At 58.2% G+C, this 16,050-nt stretch carries 20 protein-coding genes; 11 read left to right on the top strand and 9 right to left on the bottom strand.

The genetic code is table 11. The annotated features are described in order from the left end of the window. Window positions 1–45 precede the first annotated feature (45 nt). From pyrE to ruvX, 6 genes are read left to right on the top strand one after another with little or no spacing between them, the layout of a single operon-like run. The gene (gene pyrE / locus ACEWMW_RS08855; protein ID WP_409413521.1) at window positions 46–627 is read left to right on the top strand and encodes an orotate phosphoribosyltransferase; all 582 of its coding nucleotides are present in this window, start codon (window positions 46–48) and stop codon (window positions 625–627) included. Then, window positions 624–1,364, top strand: coding sequence for a pyridoxine 5'-phosphate synthase (locus ACEWMW_RS08850; protein ID WP_409413520.1), 741 nt, complete (start codon window positions 624–626; stop codon window positions 1,362–1,364). Before pyrE ends, ACEWMW_RS08850 begins: the two co-directional genes overlap by 4 nt. Further along, window positions 1,361–1,771 (top strand): holo-ACP synthase, encoded by a 411-nt coding sequence (acpS, locus tag ACEWMW_RS08845; protein WP_409413519.1) that lies wholly within the window; start codon window positions 1,361–1,363, stop codon window positions 1,769–1,771. The genes ACEWMW_RS08850 and acpS overlap by 4 nt, the downstream gene beginning before the upstream one ends. Beyond that, window positions 1,768–2,649: a signal peptidase I gene (gene lepB, locus ACEWMW_RS08840; RefSeq protein ID WP_409413518.1), complete on the top strand. Its 882-nt coding sequence runs from the start codon at window positions 1,768–1,770 to the stop codon at window positions 2,647–2,649. Before acpS ends, lepB begins: the two co-directional genes overlap by 4 nt. Continuing rightward, a complete protein-coding gene (locus ACEWMW_RS08835) occupies window positions 2,649–3,797 on the top strand; it encodes a DUF3089 domain-containing protein (RefSeq protein WP_409413517.1) in 1,149 nt (382 codons plus the stop codon). The genes lepB and ACEWMW_RS08835 overlap by 1 nt, the downstream gene beginning before the upstream one ends. Further along, complete coding sequence (gene ruvX / locus ACEWMW_RS08830; RefSeq protein ID WP_409413516.1) at window positions 3,776–4,261, top strand: Holliday junction resolvase RuvX; 486 nt, start codon at window positions 3,776–3,778, stop codon at window positions 4,259–4,261. The genes ACEWMW_RS08835 and ruvX overlap by 22 nt, the downstream gene beginning before the upstream one ends. A gap of 15 nt (window positions 4,262–4,276) precedes the next feature. Here the strand turns inward: ruvX and ACEWMW_RS08825 are convergent, their stop codons facing one another. The 6 genes from ACEWMW_RS08825 to ACEWMW_RS08800 form a co-directional block, all read right to left on the bottom strand. Then, on the bottom strand, window positions 4,277–5,188 hold the full coding sequence (locus ACEWMW_RS08825) for a transposase (protein WP_409413515.1): 912 nt from the start codon (window positions 5,186–5,188) through the stop codon (window positions 4,277–4,279). Continuing rightward, window positions 5,176–6,147 (bottom strand): hypothetical protein, encoded by a 972-nt coding sequence (locus tag ACEWMW_RS08820; RefSeq protein ID WP_409413514.1) that lies wholly within the window; start codon window positions 6,145–6,147, stop codon window positions 5,176–5,178. The genes ACEWMW_RS08825 and ACEWMW_RS08820 overlap by 13 nt, the downstream gene beginning before the upstream one ends. A 33-nt stretch (window positions 6,148–6,180) precedes the next feature. Further along, entirely contained in the window at window positions 6,181–6,339 is a 159-nt protein-coding gene (locus ACEWMW_RS08815) for a hypothetical protein (RefSeq protein ID WP_409413513.1), read from the bottom strand. 240 nt (window positions 6,340–6,579) lie between these two features. Continuing rightward, window positions 6,580–8,697 carry a transglycosylase domain-containing protein gene (locus ACEWMW_RS08810; protein WP_409413512.1) on the bottom strand — a complete coding sequence of 706 codons (2,118 nt, stop codon included), beginning with the start codon at window positions 8,695–8,697 and terminating at the stop codon, window positions 6,580–6,582. A 62-nt stretch (window positions 8,698–8,759) separates the two neighbouring features. Then, window positions 8,760–9,752 (bottom strand): cobaltochelatase subunit CobS, encoded by a 993-nt coding sequence (gene cobS / locus ACEWMW_RS08805; protein ID WP_409413511.1) that lies wholly within the window; start codon window positions 9,750–9,752, stop codon window positions 8,760–8,762. A gap of 110 nt (window positions 9,753–9,862) precedes the next feature. Further along, the gene (locus tag ACEWMW_RS08800; protein ID WP_409413510.1) at window positions 9,863–10,495 is read right to left on the bottom strand and encodes a cupin domain-containing protein; all 633 of its coding nucleotides are present in this window, start codon (window positions 10,493–10,495) and stop codon (window positions 9,863–9,865) included. Window positions 10,496–10,679: 184 nt separating this feature from the next. On the opposite strand from ACEWMW_RS08800, the gene ACEWMW_RS08795 reads away from it, so the two are divergent. The 3 genes from ACEWMW_RS08795 to ACEWMW_RS08785 are packed head-to-tail and all read left to right on the top strand — an operon-like array spanning window position 10,680 to window position 12,807. Then, a complete protein-coding gene (locus ACEWMW_RS08795) occupies window positions 10,680–11,264 on the top strand; it encodes a TetR/AcrR family transcriptional regulator (RefSeq protein ID WP_409413509.1) in 585 nt (194 codons plus the stop codon). Window positions 11,265–11,309: 45 nt separating this feature from the next. Beyond that, window positions 11,310–12,155 carry an oxygenase MpaB family protein gene (locus tag ACEWMW_RS08790; protein ID WP_409413508.1) on the top strand — a complete coding sequence of 282 codons (846 nt, stop codon included), beginning with the start codon at window positions 11,310–11,312 and terminating at the stop codon, window positions 12,153–12,155. Between the two features lie 19 nt (window positions 12,156–12,174). Next, window positions 12,175–12,807 (top strand): glutathione S-transferase family protein, encoded by a 633-nt coding sequence (locus ACEWMW_RS08785; protein ID WP_409413507.1) that lies wholly within the window; start codon window positions 12,175–12,177, stop codon window positions 12,805–12,807. On the opposite strand, the gene ACEWMW_RS08780 is transcribed toward ACEWMW_RS08785, so the two are convergent. Together ACEWMW_RS08780 and ACEWMW_RS08775 are read right to left on the bottom strand one after the other, a co-directional pair. After that, window positions 12,804–13,181, bottom strand: a complete 378-nt coding sequence (locus ACEWMW_RS08780; RefSeq protein WP_409413506.1) for a hypothetical protein — start codon at window positions 13,179–13,181, stop codon at window positions 12,804–12,806. The two genes, ACEWMW_RS08785 and ACEWMW_RS08780, sit on opposite strands and share 4 nt — an antisense overlap. Continuing rightward, a complete protein-coding gene (locus ACEWMW_RS08775) occupies window positions 13,178–13,771 on the bottom strand; it encodes a DnaJ domain-containing protein (RefSeq protein ID WP_409413505.1) in 594 nt (197 codons plus the stop codon). The genes ACEWMW_RS08780 and ACEWMW_RS08775 overlap by 4 nt, the downstream gene beginning before the upstream one ends. A gap of 58 nt (window positions 13,772–13,829) precedes the next feature. Here ACEWMW_RS08775 and ACEWMW_RS08770 point away from each other — a divergent pair, with 58 nt between their 5' ends. Further along, window positions 13,830–14,108 carry a BolA family protein gene (locus ACEWMW_RS08770; protein ID WP_409413504.1) on the top strand — a complete coding sequence of 93 codons (279 nt, stop codon included), beginning with the start codon at window positions 13,830–13,832 and terminating at the stop codon, window positions 14,106–14,108. Next, on the top strand, window positions 14,105–14,914 hold the full coding sequence (locus ACEWMW_RS08765) for an SDR family NAD(P)-dependent oxidoreductase (protein ID WP_409413503.1): 810 nt from the start codon (window positions 14,105–14,107) through the stop codon (window positions 14,912–14,914). Before ACEWMW_RS08770 ends, ACEWMW_RS08765 begins: the two co-directional genes overlap by 4 nt. Before the next feature lies 1 nt (window position 14,915). On the opposite strand, the gene ACEWMW_RS08760 is transcribed toward ACEWMW_RS08765, so the two are convergent. Continuing rightward, window positions 14,916–16,010 (bottom strand): DUF2332 domain-containing protein, encoded by a 1,095-nt coding sequence (locus ACEWMW_RS08760; protein ID WP_409413502.1) that lies wholly within the window; start codon window positions 16,008–16,010, stop codon window positions 14,916–14,918. Window positions 16,011–16,050: the final 40 nt, after the last annotated feature.

Genomic DNA, 16,050 nt, shown 5'->3' with positions numbered 1-16,050 from the left:
TGATGCAATGCTTGCGACACAGACAAAGGTTCTCACGATTCCAACATGACTGACGATGAAATACTCTCCGAATTCCGTAACTGCGACGCCCTGCTCGAAGGACATTTCAAATTGTCCTCCGGACGACATAGCGGGCACTACCTGCAGTGTGCACGGGTGCTGATGAATCCAGAGCGCGCCGGGCGAATGGCGAGGGCAATCGTGCAGAAAATACCACGAGAGCTGCGAAACGGTATCGATATGGTGGTCTCCCCGGCAATGGGCGGACTGATTATTGGCCACGAAGTCGGCCGCGCACTCAACAAGGATGCGATCTTTCTCGAGCGGCCCGAGGGTACATTCGAGTTGCGGCGGGGATTCGCGCTGGATGAAGGCGCGAAAGTGCTGCTGGTCGAGGACGTGGTGACCACAGGTCTTTCCAGCCGCGAAGCGATGAAGGCAGTTAAAGGCGAAGGTGGCGAAGTGATTGCCATGGCTTCGTTGGTAGACCGCTCCGCAGGCGAGCATGGATTCAAAGTCCCGTTCTATCCGCTAATCGAGATCACCTTCCCGACCTATGCCGAGGACGAGCTGCCTGCTGAACTGGCTGCGATCGAAGTCACCAAGCCGGGAAGCCGCAAGAATTGACAGGGCGACTTCGTCTTGGCGTGAACATCGACCACGTTGCGACTATTCGCAATGCACGGGGGGGCGACCATCCCGATCCAGTCCGCGCGGCTGAGATTGTCGCGAGCGTCGGCGGCGATGGCATCACCGCGCACCTGCGAGAGGACCGTCGCCACATCCGCGATGATGATCTGAGGCGTATCCAAGAGGCAACCGACTTGCCGCTCAATCTTGAGATGGCAGCGACTGAAGAGATGCTGGAGATTGCGCTGCGGCATCGGCCGTACGCTGCCTGTATCGTGCCGGAGAAGCGCGAAGAACGCACGACCGAAGGAGGATTGGACGCTGCTGGATTACATAACCAGCTTGCCCCTATTGTCACCCAACTGGCCGACGAAGGCATTCGAGTCAGCCTCTTTATCGAAGCGAATGAGCGCCAGCTTGATGCCGCACTGCGTCTTGGCGCGCCGGTCGTCGAATTCCACACTGGCGAGTATGCGCACGCGCATCTCGAAGGCGATGGTGAGCGCACCGCGCGCGAATTGAAACGCATTTCGGACATGGCCGCGCTCGCTGCCAAGAACGGGATCGAGCCGCATGCAGGGCACGGCCTGACCTACGAGAATGTCCAGCCAATAGCTGCCATCCCGCAATTGGCCGAACTCAATATCGGACACTATCTGGTTGGCGAGGCGGTGTTTGTGGGACTCGAAAACGCGGTGAGGAAGATGCGCGAATTGATGGACGAGGCGAGATGATAATCGGCCTGGGGTCAGATCTTTGCAATATCGAGCGCATCCAGTCTTCGCTTGATCGCTTCGGCGAGCGCTTCGAAAATCGCGTGTTCACCGAGATCGAGCGCACCAAGGCGCAGCGTCGCCCATTCACCATTGCAGGGACCTACGCCAAACGCTTCGCCGCCAAGGAAGCATTTTCCAAGGCGGTCGGCACAGGCTTCAAGCGCGGCGTGTTCATGAGGGACATCGGTGTGGTCAACGCGAAGTCCGGTGCCCCTACGCTCGCACTGACCGGCGGCGCCGCCAAACGGCTTGCGGAAATCACGCCCGATGGCCATGAGGCCACCATTCATCTCACCCTAACCGACGACCATCCATGGGCGCAGGCTTTCGTGATCATCGAAGCTCACCCCACAGGAAACCCATGAGTAGCCAGACTTTGGTGTCCGACACACACGAAACCGAGAAAGAGAAGGTCAACTGGCTCGCTGAGATTCGCGGGCTGGCTCTGATGCTGCTTGCGGTTCTGGCGTTTCATAGCCTGGTCGCCAAGCCTTTCTACATTCCCAGCCAGTCGATGGTTCCGAACCTGCTAGTGGGCGACCGTCTGGTTGTAAGCAAATATCCTTATGGTTGGAGCTGGGTCTCGGCAAGCTTCCACCTGTTACCGCGCGGAGATTGGCGTGTGTGGGGGGATACGCCAGAATACGGCGACATCGTCATCGCCGTTCCCCCGCATATCGATGAGGATTACATCAAGCGTGTCGTAGCATTACCAGGTGACCGAATCGCGGTTCGCAATGGCCAGATCATCCTCAACGGCAAGCCGGTTCCACAGGAAGTCGAACCCGCTATCGAGATTCCGGTCGATCCGAACGCACGCTGCGAGTCCCACGAATACCCGAGCCTGAAGATCACGAAGCCTTCGGGAGAGCGCGTCTGCGAAATGCCCGCCCTGCGTGAAACCCTTCCCAATGGGGCAACATACCTGGTGGTCGATCACGCGCAGCAAGACCTCGATAACTTCGCCGAGATCACTGTTCCCGAAGGCCAAGTGTTCCTGATGGGAGACAATCGAGACCATTCCGCCGACAGCCGTGCCGAAACCTGGGAGCGCGGATTGGGCGGGCCAGTGCCGCTGGTCAACGTTGGCGGGAGGGCGGAGTTCATTACCTTCTCCCTAGATGGCACGACTTCGCTCAATCCATTAAGCTGGATCACCTCACTGCGTGGAGACCGCGCATGGACGACTTTGCGTCCGCCGATCCGCGCCCAGAGCGAAAACACCGTTGCGGCCGCCGAGTGATGGCCCGCAAGTTCCTCTATTTTATCGCCATTGCAATTATTCTTGTTCTGGCCGGCGCCTTCGCACTCAGCATCTGGACTACAGAGATTACTCGCTTGGCCATGGTCCCGAGCGCCGATTTCGAAGATCAAACACCGCTCGCCTCCAACGCATACCAAGATTCCGCGCTGTGGTATTCTCGCCCTGGAATTGGCTTTGAAGATCCCTCGCGCTGGCAGCCTGCTTATCGCGATAAGCGCGGTACCAGCCGTCTTCTACCAAAACATGCAGACCCAGTTCCGGACTTCGCCGTCTTTTTCGTCCACCCAACTAGCTATTACAATCGCTCGGCCTGGAACGCTCCGATCGGGGACGAGGATGCGGAGAAGAATGCGCGGCTTTTCCTGCGCGGTCTTGCTTCGGCCTTCAACCAGGCCAACGAAGTCTGGGCCCCGAAATACAGGCAGGCAACGGTCGGCGCATTCCTGACCGACGCTCCAGAAGCACAGATGGCATTCGATGCAGCTTACAGCGATGTCGAGCAGGCCTACGATTACTTCCTGGGCTCGATCGATGAGGAAACGCCGATTATTCTGGCCGGGCATAGCCAAGGCGCAATGCACGTAGTGCGCTTGCTAGCAGATAAGGTGGCCGACCAGCCGATCGCCGAACGGATCGCAGCCGCCTATGTAGTCGGCTGGCCTATCTCCATCACGCATGATCTGCCTTCGCTCGGTTTGCCTGCTTGCGCGACCAGCAATCAGGCCGGTTGCATAATGAGCTGGTCGACCTTCGCAGAACCTGCTGACCCGCGCGAGTTGATGAAGGCCTACTCGGGATCGACCGGGCTGGACGGAGAGCTACGCTCCACTAGCCAAATTCTGTGCACGAACCCTCTCTCCGGGACCATCGGCGGCGACGCGACAGCTGAACGGAATTTCGGTACACTTGTCCCAGAAGGTGACCTTAGCAGCGGTGAGCTTTTGGCCGGGTATGCGCCTGCTCGCTGCGACGAGCGCGGCTTGCTGCTCATCGGTCCCGCGCCCGAAATGGGCAATGCCGTGCTTCCGGGAAATAACTACCACGTTTACGATATTCCGCTGTTTTGGCGGAACGTCCAGATCGATAGTGTCGCTCGGGCAGAAGCATGGCATCAAAGCCAGCAATAGTAGAAACTCCCGGCGAGTTCCGCGGGCTTTTACCAGATGGCGGTGCCCTTCTCGCCATCGATCTTGGAACCAAGACGATCGGCATCGCCTTTTGCGACGCTGGTTGGCGGTTCGCCTCACCTGGCAAGACGCTCCAACGTGGGAAATTCAAGAAGGACAGAGAGCTGCTCGCTGGGCAGATCGCAGAGCGAAACATTGCTGCATTGGTGCTGGGTCTACCGCGCAATATGGATGGTACAGAAGGCGCTCGCGCGCAATCGGCCCGCGCCTATGCTCGCAATTTGAGCGAAGCTTTTGGTCTCCCAATCCTGTTGTGGGATGAGCGCTGGTCAAGCGCGAGCGCAGATGCGGCGATGATCGGTCAGGACATGAGCCGGGCCAGGCGTGCCGAGAAGATCGACAGCCATGCTGCCGCCGTTATTCTCCAAGGCGCGATCGATGGCTTGGCTGGAGGCATCCTCTAGGAACCTTCCTCCTTTTCAGGCTCGTTCCAGTTCTAACGCCTTGCGCTGCTGTGTAGCCGCGCGTGCAACTCGCAAGCTGCCGTTGTTTTCGGCCGCCGTCCACAAGGCATCGCGCGCTGCCGCAGTCTCAAGCATCCCCGAGCGGGCCTCGAAACAGGCAAGTCGGATTCGTTCGCTGGGGTGCGTCCTTCCGAAGCGTTCTGCCAAATCGAAAGCTTCTTGCCCGCCCAGTCCTACGGCGATCCTCAGGAATGATTCTGTGGCGTTGGGGTTAATGAGTCCGGTGATTTCACCGGTGTCGAGATCGAAACTGTACTGGTCAAACCATCCAGAGACTTCATCTGCCTGCATGACATTGATCGATACGGACAAACTCTCAGGCGGGATTTGGTCATGGATGTCGAGGTGGGCGCGATACAACTGCATCTTGCCCTCGTGAAGAGCGCTTTCCTCGATGAAGCGAAGTTCTGGCTTTTCACCAATGTTTCCGACGACGCTCGCGTAGTCATACTCATAGTAGCGACTACGATAGCCCGGTCCGAAATATCCCACTGTCAGAAAGCTGAAATTGTGATCGTGGGGAACACCGTAAACAAAGGATTGGCTTCCACTTGCAGCCAAGATGGCATCGCGCTCGGAAGGCCAGATATTGGCTCTGAGAAAATAGCCATTGCCTACACCGGACAAGACCATCGACTGGGGCCCATAGCCAACCCCGCTCTCCTTTGGCTCGGATCGTCCCGAGGCAAGTTGTTCGATCATGAGATTGCCGAGAAACTCGCGATTGTTCGCAAGGCGACGTAGCGCCACCGCAGCGTTAGCTAAGCTGGCATCGTCCCTCGGATCGAACAATTGAGTGTCAAGTTGCTCTATTGCTTCCTGCAGGCTCGCTACGCCAGTATCTCCGCATGTAATCAGACGCGGCATTCTTGGCGCTCCAGTTCGGCGAGTTGAGGATGGGTCTCCAGCAATTGTGCTCGCAGTGTTCCGGCGTGTCCGGCCAACGGATCTTCAGCTTCCGTTGCAATGTCGCAGAGCAAGGAGAAGCCCCTTGCGACATCCAAAGCCAAACACTGACGCACCGCTTCCCATCTCAGATTTTCACTACCGCCGAGTGCGATTTGCTCAATCACGGATGCTGCATCAACACGCCGCATACGGCCTAGAACGGCCATCGTGACCTCCTGACAACTCGCGTGCTTGCCCCCACTCGATTGACCGAGGATTTTTCCGTCCGCCAGTGCAACCTGTTGTATCGGACGCTGCGAAAGGCCGGTTCGAGTGAGGCGCAAAAGTAGGAGCGGGCGTGTTACCTGCTTGAACGCCTTGGCGACTAATCCGTCCATCTGTCTAAAGCTCGAACCTGGCTCCGCTGATACCTCTCTAGTCTCTATTGCAGATCCACTCGAAAACGCCGCTCTCCTCGCGACAAGGACACGCGCTTTGCCGCTGATCACGAGATCATGGGATTCAACGTCACTGAACTGGACCGAGGCGACCTTCGTGCATTGGCTGCCGCGAACATCCTGGCAAACAATTGACAGTTCAGCACGCCCTGCCTGCGCTATCCGCATTGTCGAAGCATTCGCTGATCGCTGATGCGCGTTTTGCGGCTGCGCCAAGGGCTCCTGAGCAATGTGCGCCGCTATTGCTCTGGTCCAACCTCTGCAAAACGACTTTCCTACAGGCAGATTGGAGGTAAGTATCCCCAGCCGTCGACAGGACGCAAGCGAGGCGCCATTGCCGAAGCGCTCGAGTTCTTCGAGTACTTCGGCATTGCCGGGACTGACTCGCCACACTCGCTCAACTTCGCGCGTGCCTTCACGTAGCCTGATATGCTCGGCTCTATTCAAGCGAAACGCATTGAGTTCGTCTGGTTTCAGCATTCTTCTTCATCCCCGGTTGGCATATTCATCGTGCTATCTTCCCTCGCTGTGAGTGCTGTTGTAGACGAAGACCATAACGACGATGACGGTATCGTCAGATGACCCTCCGCCACCACCGCTCATGCTGCCGTACACCCCGGTTTTGGTCGGGAGGCCAGGGATTTCGTCAAGATCGATTTCAGGAAGTTTCATGCTTTTTCTCCAGCTAGGACGAGCAAAGACGCTCGCGGTGGAGAAATTATGACTATGAAGCGAAGTGAGAAGTTAAAATATTGTAATAACAATATTGTGACAAATTACTTGATCATTATGTAAAAAGGGTTCTTAATACAGACTTCCGAGTCCTACTTGAGCCTGTTACCAAGAATTAGTTACTCGGCTTACGATTAGTCATGCTTTCCAAGCTTTTTGAACCTACAATCAACTTGGCCTTCACCTGGTATCGCGTGGCCGCACTTGCAGCCCATCTTCGCCCAGCGTGATGTCAATCGGGACACCTTCGACATCGCCGCTAATAATCACCCCGTCATTCTCAATCCGCAAAGTAGCTCTACCGTCTCCGATGGGAATCTCTCCGAGATCAGGAACATCGAGCGGCTCCACTTCGCCTCCGGGATCGCTTGTTCCGACAGGTTGCGGCCCTGGCGCGGCCACGTCGTTGCCGAGCGCCTGGACCATGAAACTGCGCCAAATGCGAGCCGGAAGCCCGCCTCCGGATATTCCGTCAAGCGGTGAGTTATCGTCATTCCCGATCCAGACCCCAACCACGAGTCCACCCGCATATCCTACAAAAAGAGCATCTCGGTTGTTCTGCGAGGTTCCGGTCTTGCCATAGTTGGGAATGCTGAGCATTGCTGCCCTTCCCGTGCCCTGGTTGACCACGGCTCGAAGCATCTCTTCGATCTGCTCGTGCCGCGCGGTAGAAAGGCTTTGGCGCGAGCTCGTGAGCCATTCAAACCATCCTTCATCCTCCTGTGCGAAGGCATGGGGTTCGACCGGGAAGCGGTTGCCAGCGACCCCGGCGTAGGCGGCAGTTAGGTTGATCAGGCTTACGCTCGCGGAACCCAGCGCGATACTCGGGTCACCCTTCGCCATCTCCGCCTCAATCCCGAAATCGCGCGCTGTTCCGATCACTTTCTCCGACCCGACTTCATTGAAAAGCCTGAGCGTCGCGACATTGCTGGAACGAGCCAAAGCGTCTCGCAGAGTTATCGTTTCGGAATAGCGACCGTTGGCATTGCGTGGACGATAGCTGCCTTCGGTAATCTCGGTGTTGCCAATCGTGTCGTCCGGATTCCACCCGTCACGAAGCGCAGCAAGGTAAACGAATGTCTTGATTGTCGAGCCCGCTTGTCGGCGCGCCTGCACCGCCCGATTGAATGGAGATTTAGCGTAATCCTTGCCGCCAACCATGGCCACGACCTCGCCATTGGGCCGCATCGCTATGAGCGCAACTTGCGCAGAACCCAGAGGTGCGCTTGAAACAACGCGCCCAGCAATCCGCTGCAGCCGCGAATCGAGAGTGGTTGTCAATGTCGTTTGCGCATAACCTGAACCGGTCAGCTTACGCGCTTCGGGAAGAGCCCAGTCTGCGAAATAGGTGCCCGTTGGCAGATTGCCTGAGGGGCGGATGTCCAGGCGGGGACTGCGCACCTGTTCAGCCTCCGTCTCGCTAAGGTATCCCGCGGCCACCATGGCGCCGACAACCAGTCGCATTCGCCGCTCTGCCCGGTCGTAGTGCTTGGCCGGATTGAGCCGCGAAGGAGCCTGGACAAGGCCTGCCAGCATCGCCGATTGCGCCAGCGTGAGGTTTTCCGGCTTCCGATAGAAGTAGTGCAGGCTGGCAGCGCGCAAGCCGTAGACATTGTCACCGAAATAAGTGTTCGAAAGATAGCGTTCGAGGATCTCATCCTTTGTCAGCCACCCCTCCAGCCAGAAGGCAATCAGCATCTCGCGCGCTTTACGCGTCAGCGTGCGTTCGGGCGTGAGGAACGTGAATTTCGCGAGTTGCTGGGTGATGGTCGAGCCACCGCCCACCCCTGTAAAGGCCGCTCTGGCAAGCCCACGCGGGTCGACGCCCAGGTGCGAATAGAAACGTCGATCCTCGATCGCGAGGAAAGCCTCCACCACATGCGGCGGAAGTTCGGCAACTTCGACCGGTTCAGCGACAACTGCTCCATTACGAGCTATAGGCGTACCATCTGCGGCCAGCAGCGTGACCTGAGGCGGGACGATCGGCTCAAGCGATTTCGAAAGCGGCGCGGTAAGTGCCAGCCAAGCGAATAGCGCGAGGGCTATGGCGAGTAGTGCCGCCACGATCCGGACAAACCACCAGCGCTTGCGCCGATTGCGCCAATCGCTGGGCTGCCACCAGCGCGTCTTCGGCCGGATGGCGGCGGCATGGCGATCCGCGCGTTCTAGCCGCCGGTCCCATTCCTCATAGTTGGGTCCATCCCCATGGATATCGTGAAGCGAAAAATATCCGGTGTGCGACTGCCAATCGCCTTCCAGGTCTGTGCCCCGTTTGTCTTTACGTCCGAATATACCCATCACTGAACTGTATTATATAAACAATACAGGAGAGCAAGTGGGTTCGCCGCACCCCGCGTAGCTCAGTTGCCAGCGAGCACACTTTCGGGAAGCTCTTCCCCAAACACGCGCTGGTAGTATTCTGCCACCAGCATTCGCTCCGCTTCGTCGCATTTATTGAGGAAAGAGAGACGGAATGCGAAACCGACATCCTTGAAGATCTCGGCATTCTGAGCCCAGGTGATCACCGTCCGCGGGCTCATGACCGTCGAGATATCGCCGTTCATGAAACCTTGGCGAGTGAGGTCAGCAACCTTGATCATATCCGCGACCACCGTCTTGTCGCTTTCAGGGTTCTTCGATGCAACGATATTCAGCTCGGTATCGGCCGGCAGGTAGTTAAGGCCTACCACGATATTCCAACGGTCCATCTGACCCTGGTTGATTGCCTGTGTGCCATGATACAGCCCACTGGTGTCGCCCAGCCCCACCGTGTTCGCGGTCGCAAACAGGCGGAAGTGCGGATCAGGGCGGATAACTCGATTCTGATCCAAGAGGGTCAGCTTGCCGGCCTGTTCGAGGACCCGCTGGATCACGAACATCACATCCGGGCGACCCGCATCATATTCGTCGAACACAAGCGCGACCGGGTGCTGTAGTGCCCACGGCAAGAGGCCTTCGCGGAATTCGGTCACTTGCAGTCCATCGCGCAGGACGATCGCGTCACGACCGATCAGATCGATACGACTGATATGCGCATCGAGATTGATCCGGATACAGGGCCATTTGAGCCGCGCCGCGACCTGCTCGATATGCGTAGATTTACCTGTTCCGTGATAGCCCTGCACCATCACGCGGCGATTGTGAGCAAAGCCGGCCAGGATCGCGAGCGTCGTTTCCGGATCGAAAACATAACTCTCATCCAGGTCGGGGACGCGCTCGTCCGCTTCGCTGAATGCTGGGACTTTCCAGTCGATATCAATGCCAAAGGTTTCGCGCACATCGACTTTAATGTCGGGCGCGGGCATCACGGTCTTGCTACTGGCTTCGAAGCTCTTGTCGGTCATATCGTTCATTTCGCCAGCACGCCTAGCCTTGCGCATTCCGTGCCGCAAGCAGAGGATGCTTTGGCTAGCACAAATGCAAGTACTCATGCAGAACCGGAAATCGTGCCCGTCGTTGTGGTCTAGCCGGGGATGGTAGTGGAACAAAGATGCCCGCTCTTTAACCAAAGAGCCGCGCCATCTAGACCGGCCTTGGCTTCTACAGAGTCGCCCGGAGGAACACGAAACCAATCCCATCTGCCCAACTCGCAACCATCGACTGCGATTGATCCTTCGAGAACGAATACCTCCGCCCCACAAGGATCCCCGATCAGGTACGATAAGCCTGACTGCCAGCGCTCGAATGAAACAACTTCATCCCCGAACTGATGCAACTGTGCACGATCGATTCCACGATCGCTCTGCTCCATATGATGCGAATAAAGATCGCAATAGATCTGTACCCGATCGGCCGGATCGAACTGCCATAGCTTGACGAATATGACGCAGCCGCGATCCGATCGCGGAACATGCCGTGTTCCGATAGGGTTGCGGACATAGGTGCCAGCCGGATAGTCGCCATGTTCGTCCTGGAACACGCCTTCGAGCACGATGAATTCTTCGCCGCCGCTATGCGTGTGTTCGGAGAATGACGATCCGGGCGCGTATCTTACCAGCGAGGTGGCACGTGCCACCTCGTCGCCGACCCGATCCAGAATTTTCCGCTCAACACCGGGGATTGGAGACGCAATCCATTGGCTCTTGGCGGAGCTCACACGTGCCCGCTCCGTAAAATCAGAATTGAAATCCATAAGCATGCTCGCGGTCCTCAAGCTATCCCACTTGGCGGAATAATTACTTATTCAGATGGATATTCATGGCCTTAAGACAGCCACCTGCCTATTGGTAGGCAACCTATGCACTTGCCATCATCGCGTCAACCTACTAGAAGGTAGAGTAATGAATAACGCCGCGACAGAGAGTACACCAGAGCTACTACTTGATCTGGGTGAATCAGCAATCCGATCCCGGGGCTATGCCGGATTTAGCTATGCCGATATTGCCCGCGAAGCTGGCATTCGCAAGGCTAGCATTCATCATCATTTCCCAACCAAGCTGGTTTTCGGACTGGCGGTACTCGATCGCTATGCAGATCGGCTGGCGCGCGCGCTGAACGATATTGAATCGCGCAATCGGACAGGGGCGATGGCACTTTCGCAGGCAATCGAATTGTACCGGAGCGCGCTCGGAGGGGGTGACCGATTGTGCCTTTGTGTTGCGCTGGCATCTGATCGAGAACTAGTTGGCGAGGAGATCCGACAAGTGCTCAATCGGGCGAATCGCATGGTGATCACATGGCTTGAGCAAATCTTGTTGAAGGGAAGGCGCGATCGTTCGATATCGGTCGGCGGCGACCCTGCCACCGATGCGATTTCGTTGCTGGCGCAGCTTCAGGGAGCGCAGTTGGTCGCGCGGGCGGCTGGCGATCCATCAGTGTTCGAGAATGCTACGACCACGATCTCCGCGCGACTCTCTCGTCACTGATTGGAAAGCTTGGCGCTTTTGCAAGGGAGGCGCTAGGTTCGAGCCATGGCGCCTCCTTCACCTGCAGAATCGATACGAGAGGCGATCGTCTCGAGGGTCCGTGCAACTTTCAACGATGTCGAGGGTGGCCAGCAGCCGGTCCCGCCGTCGGACGAGGCGCTGTTCGGAAGGGACACCCCCATCCGCATGGTTCACGCTGATGTCGTCGGCATGATGGTGGGCGGTATCCGAAGCCTATTGCTGCAAATGCTTCACCCGCACGCTCTGCAAGGCGTGCTCGACCATTCGGACTTTCGCAATGACATGCATGGCCGGCTGAGGCGGACCGCGCGGTTCATTGCGATCACAACTTTTGGACACCGAGACGAAGCGGCCAAGGTGATCGCGAGAGTAAATGCCATTCATTCGAAGGTGGCTGGGACATTGCCCGACGGTTCACCGTACTCGGCGACCGATCCCCGTACACTAGCCTGGGTCCATGTCGCCGAAGCGACCAGCTTCCTTGCAGCTTACAAGCGCTTCGCCAAGCCGATGATGTCCTATGCCGAGCAGGACGAATACTATCGCCAGTTTGCGATCATCGCACGCGGGCTTGGCGCCGATCCCGTGCCTGTGACGACGAACGAAGCCGAGTCGCTATTTCGCGAATTGCGGAGCGATCTCAGTGCCTCCACAGCGGCGAGTGAGATTGCTAGCCTGGTGCTTTCACAGCGCCCTGAAAACGCCCCGGTTGCATTGCAGAAGATGCTAGGAACAAGTGCGGTCGATATGCTCCCGCCATTTGCCCGGGCGATGCTGGGGCTGCGCAAGCCGGGCATGGAAGCGCTCGCAGCACGCGCGGCGACGTTCGGGACGGGCAAGTCTTTGCGCTGGGCATTTCGGCAGAATTGAATTTGAGAAAGGACGACTGATGGCCGAATTCACTTTCTACACCGTGGCAATGAGCCGCGGACAGATCGCGCGCTGGGCGCTTCATGAAGCGAGTGCCGATTATGAACATGTCGTCTTCGACTGGGCGACGCGGCCCGAAAGCTTCAAACAGATCAATCCGATGAACAAGGTCCCCGCACTCGTGCATCATCATGGCGGTCACGACCATGTTATCACGGAGGCGGCGGCGATTTGCCATTACCTGGCAGAAACGCACCCGACTGCCGGCCTGTTGCCCGACGAGCACGAACGCGCCGCCTATTTTCGCTGGCTGTTCTTTGCTGCTGGACCGATGGAGCAGGCGGTCCTGGCCAAGGCAATGGATTGGGATATCCCGCCCGAACGTGCCGCGACGGCAGGCTTCGGCACGCTTGAGCGCACGCTCGATGCCTGCGAAGGCTGGTTATCGGAAAACGACTTTGCCGCAGGCAGCCGCTTCACCATGGCTGATGTTTATTTCGGCAGCCAATTCATCTGGGGCTTGCGCTTCGACTCAATCGAAGAGCGTTCCCCGTTCAAGAATTATGTCGAGCGGATTACCTCTCGCGAGAAGGCAATCGAGGCCGTCGAGGTTGACCAGAAGCTGATCGAAGAGGCGGCGGCAGCAAGCTAATCGAACAGCAGCTCGCTTTTGTTGACGAAGCGCGCCGCACCCGGTTCAGTTGCGGGGATCAGCAATGCTTTTTCGCGCTCATTGCGAAGCGAAACGCTTTGCTCGTTCGATGAGAGTGATAGAGAGCTTGGCAGCGAGATACCGTCCCAGAAGCAAATCCCGGTCGTATCGTCTCGCTGGCCAGCCGGGGTCAGGAGCAATGGGCTACCATTGATCGCGATGGAGATGTCCCCACCCGAATTGTAACACTCCGTTACGACAACTTGCGTAATGGTTTCGGATTCGAGCTCGTCTGTTTGCTCGCTCCCCGACTCCTGCTGGCAGGCGGCGACTAGCAACACTACAGGCAGTCCCATCATCAAACGTAAGTTCATGCAAAAACCCTGCTTTTTCTGAGCAATTGATAGGCTTCGACGACCCGGTTGAGCCGACTTTCATATTTGCGATCACCGCCATTCCTGTCGGGATGGTAGCGGCGGACAAGTTCAGAATAGCGCCGCCGAAGCCTGCGTCGGTCGGTATCGAGACCAAGTCCCATCACTTCGAGCGCTCCCGCCTCTTCGCGGCTGAAGCGACCGTCCATCGCCATCGTAGCCTCGCGCTGTGTCCTGCTCTTGATCCCGTTGGCGCGCGCGGAAATCGCGTCGAGCGGATCGTCGAAATCGGCCCAGCGCGGCATACCATCGACGCCGGCGGTGGGACGGTAAGCTGGCTGCTCGGTCCGCCAGCCCATGCCAGGAGCCTGCGCCTCGAACATCTCCTCAGCGCTCATACCCGCGAACCAATCGTAATCCGAATTGAATTCACGCACATGATCGAGGCAGAACCAGCGCCACTCGCCCGGTCCGTCAAAGCCGTGGCCACGCGTACCGGGCGCACGGAATTCGCCCGGCTCCGAACAGGCAGGATGCTCGCAGACCTGGTCCTCAGTTTCGTATCGCCCATGGAATCGTGTCTGGCGCATTCGCATTAGGATGGGGACGCAAACCGCGTTAGGAAACCCCAAAAGGGAGATTCGCCGCATGGCCGGACCGGTCCAGCAGGAAATGGAACAATTGCTGCGCGAAGCTTTCGCGCCAAGCCGGCTCGATGTCATCAATGACAGCGCGAACCATCACGGCCACGCCGGCGACGATGGATCGGGCGAGTCGCATTTCACTGTGGTGATCGAAGCGGAAGCCTTTGCCGGACAGTCACGCCTCAGTCGCCAGCGGTTGGTCAACAAAACGCTGGGCGATATCCCGGGCGAACGTGTCCACGCGCTCGCCATTCGAGCATTTGCACCGGGAGAAAGCACATGAGCTTGAAGGACAAAACAGTTTGGATAACCGGCGCCTCGTCGGGAATTGGCGCAGCGCTGGCACGCGAATACGTCAGCCGAGGCGCAAAGCTGATCCTATCGGGACGCGACCAAGCGCGGCTTGACGAAGTTGCCGCCGATTGCGGCGAATGCCTCGTACTCCCCTTCGATGTGCGCGACGACGCTGCGCTGGCCGACGCGACCGGGAAAGCCATTGAATGGCAAGGCGATGTCGATGTCGCGATTGCCAATGCCGGGGTTTCGCAGCGGAGCCGCGCACTTAAGACCGATATCCAAGTCTATCGCGATATCATCGATATCGACCTCACTGCCCAGATCGCCTTCGCGCAGGGCCTGATCGGTCACATGGCCGAACGCGGGAGCGGTAGCCTCGCCTTCATCAGCTCCATCGCCGGGAAAGTCGGTGTCCCGATGCGCACTGCCTATTCCGCAGCCAAGTTCGGCCTCGCCGGATATGCCGACGCCTTGCGCGCCGAGCTCTCGATCAACGGCGTACAAGTCCACACCATCTTCCCGGGATCAATCGCGACGGGCGTGAGCCGCAACGCTTTGACCGCCGATGGCTCAAACCGCGGTCGCAGCGATGATGTTATCGACAATGGCATCAAGCCCGACGCGGCGGCAAAAATCATGGTTGACGCCATGGAAGCAGGCGAACGCGAGATCATCGTCGCCGAAGGGGTCGAACAGCAGATGGGCGAGATGCGTCGCACGCCTGAGCAACTACATGAGCAAATGGCCGGGATGGTTGCTGCGGGCTATATGGACAAGATGGAAGCTGAGTAAGTCACGCAGCCTGCCATTCAATCCACGCGCCGTGTGGATGAGCGACGGCGAGGCAATGTTCCTTCTCTCCGCCGGGCCAATACCGAACACGTAACTCGTGGCGATGCGTATCGCGATTGGCCTCAACCGAGACCCAGGCCAGCGGCGCCTCGGAGGTACGACCAGCACCTGCAGCTTCGATCGCACCGGCGATAGCAAGCCGCTGATCTTCTGGTACATATTGCCAGACAACAGAATGCATGATGACCGTCGTTTCGCCCGATAGCGGGGGCGCTGCGAGCACTTGATCTACAAAACTCGCTGCATCCAGTTTCGCGATTTCGGGCTTTTGCTCATGCGCGGCCACAATCGCCCCCTCCATGCGCGCGAACCGTTCAGTCGCTTCGGGCCAGATATAGCCTTTGAGACGCAAGGCCTGCTGCGGATCGGTGAGGTCGACAGGGTGAACATCGCAGCCGCGCGCTGACACGATTTCAAAATCCGCTTGCGGCGGGGCGTCCCCGCGCCACTCGGGAGCGAATGCCAGCGCCGATTTTTCAGGGCCGAAAGTCACGCCGCGAAGATCGTACGAATAGCGATCGAGCATCAGATTGATGCCGGCGCTCGATCCGATCTCGTTGAGGACAAACCGCGGGGGCAAGCCTTGATCTGCCAGCCACAGAAACGCTGCGATGAAATTCGCTGATCGCCCCGCCTCGTTCGTCTGCGGCGGGCCATCAAGCCATGGAAGAAGCCGTGCCTCATGAGCCTCCAGTACATGGGCGACAAGATTAGCGGCATTGCTGACCCGCCGACCTTGATAGATCGGCGCTAGTTCAGGAGCATCCCCAGCCAGGTACAACGTGTGCAATCCGCCCGGTATCCTAAGCGGCAGCGCGTCAGCCAGCGCCGGACCTGCCCATTCGCGGATGCGACACATCACCGCCCCTCCCCGCTCGCCCGGCAAGAGATCGAGCAGCGTCTGGCATACCAACGCAGTGATCTGCGCGCCATTGTCGCGGCAATAGGCGACCTGGTTTTCAAACGAACGAGTCACCGCTTCCGGCCCCTTCGCCTGCGGATCGACAACCCTGTACTCTGCTTTTTCTGTCGCCATTTGCGTTGCCCTTTGCCCGGGCAAGCCCTAGATGCGCCGC

The sequence above is a fragment of the Litorerythrobacter xanthomarinus genome, from assembly GCF_046254955.1.
Lineage (GTDB): Bacteria > Pseudomonadota > Alphaproteobacteria > Sphingomonadales > Sphingomonadaceae > Qipengyuania_C.
This window is presented reverse-complemented; position numbering and strand designations above follow the sequence as displayed.

Coding starts and splice junctions, on each gene's coding strand:
- pyrE (WP_409413521.1), top strand. CDS start 46: ATGACTGACGATGAAATACTCTCCGAATTCCGTAACTGCGACGCCCTG.
- acpS (WP_409413519.1), top strand. CDS start 1,361: ATGATAATCGGCCTGGGGTCAGATCTTTGCAATATCGAGCGCATCCAG.
- lepB (WP_409413518.1), top strand. CDS start 1,768: ATGAGTAGCCAGACTTTGGTGTCCGACACACACGAAACCGAGAAAGAG.
- ACEWMW_RS08835 (WP_409413517.1), top strand. CDS start 2,649: ATGGCCCGCAAGTTCCTCTATTTTATCGCCATTGCAATTATTCTTGTT.
- ruvX (WP_409413516.1), top strand. CDS start 3,776: ATGGCATCAAAGCCAGCAATAGTAGAAACTCCCGGCGAGTTCCGCGGG.
- ACEWMW_RS08825 (WP_409413515.1), bottom strand. CDS start 5,188: ATGCCGCGTCTGATTACATGCGGAGATACTGGCGTAGCGAGCCTGCAG.
- ACEWMW_RS08820 (WP_409413514.1), bottom strand. CDS start 6,147: ATGCTGAAACCAGACGAACTCAATGCGTTTCGCTTGAATAGAGCCGAG.
- ACEWMW_RS08815 (WP_409413513.1), bottom strand. CDS start 6,339: ATGAAACTTCCTGAAATCGATCTTGACGAAATCCCTGGCCTCCCGACC.
- ACEWMW_RS08810 (WP_409413512.1), bottom strand. CDS start 8,697: ATGGGTATATTCGGACGTAAAGACAAACGGGGCACAGACCTGGAAGGC.
- cobS (WP_409413511.1), bottom strand. CDS start 9,752: ATGAACGATATGACCGACAAGAGCTTCGAAGCCAGTAGCAAGACCGTG.
- ACEWMW_RS08795 (WP_409413509.1), top strand. CDS start 10,680: ATGAATAACGCCGCGACAGAGAGTACACCAGAGCTACTACTTGATCTG.
- ACEWMW_RS08790 (WP_409413508.1), top strand. CDS start 11,310: ATGGCGCCTCCTTCACCTGCAGAATCGATACGAGAGGCGATCGTCTCG.
- ACEWMW_RS08785 (WP_409413507.1), top strand. CDS start 12,175: ATGGCCGAATTCACTTTCTACACCGTGGCAATGAGCCGCGGACAGATC.
- ACEWMW_RS08780 (WP_409413506.1), bottom strand. CDS start 13,181: ATGAACTTACGTTTGATGATGGGACTGCCTGTAGTGTTGCTAGTCGCC.
- ACEWMW_RS08775 (WP_409413505.1), bottom strand. CDS start 13,771: ATGCGCCAGACACGATTCCATGGGCGATACGAAACTGAGGACCAGGTC.
- ACEWMW_RS08770 (WP_409413504.1), top strand. CDS start 13,830: ATGGCCGGACCGGTCCAGCAGGAAATGGAACAATTGCTGCGCGAAGCT.
- ACEWMW_RS08765 (WP_409413503.1), top strand. CDS start 14,105: ATGAGCTTGAAGGACAAAACAGTTTGGATAACCGGCGCCTCGTCGGGA.
- ACEWMW_RS08760 (WP_409413502.1), bottom strand. CDS start 16,010: ATGGCGACAGAAAAAGCAGAGTACAGGGTTGTCGATCCGCAGGCGAAG.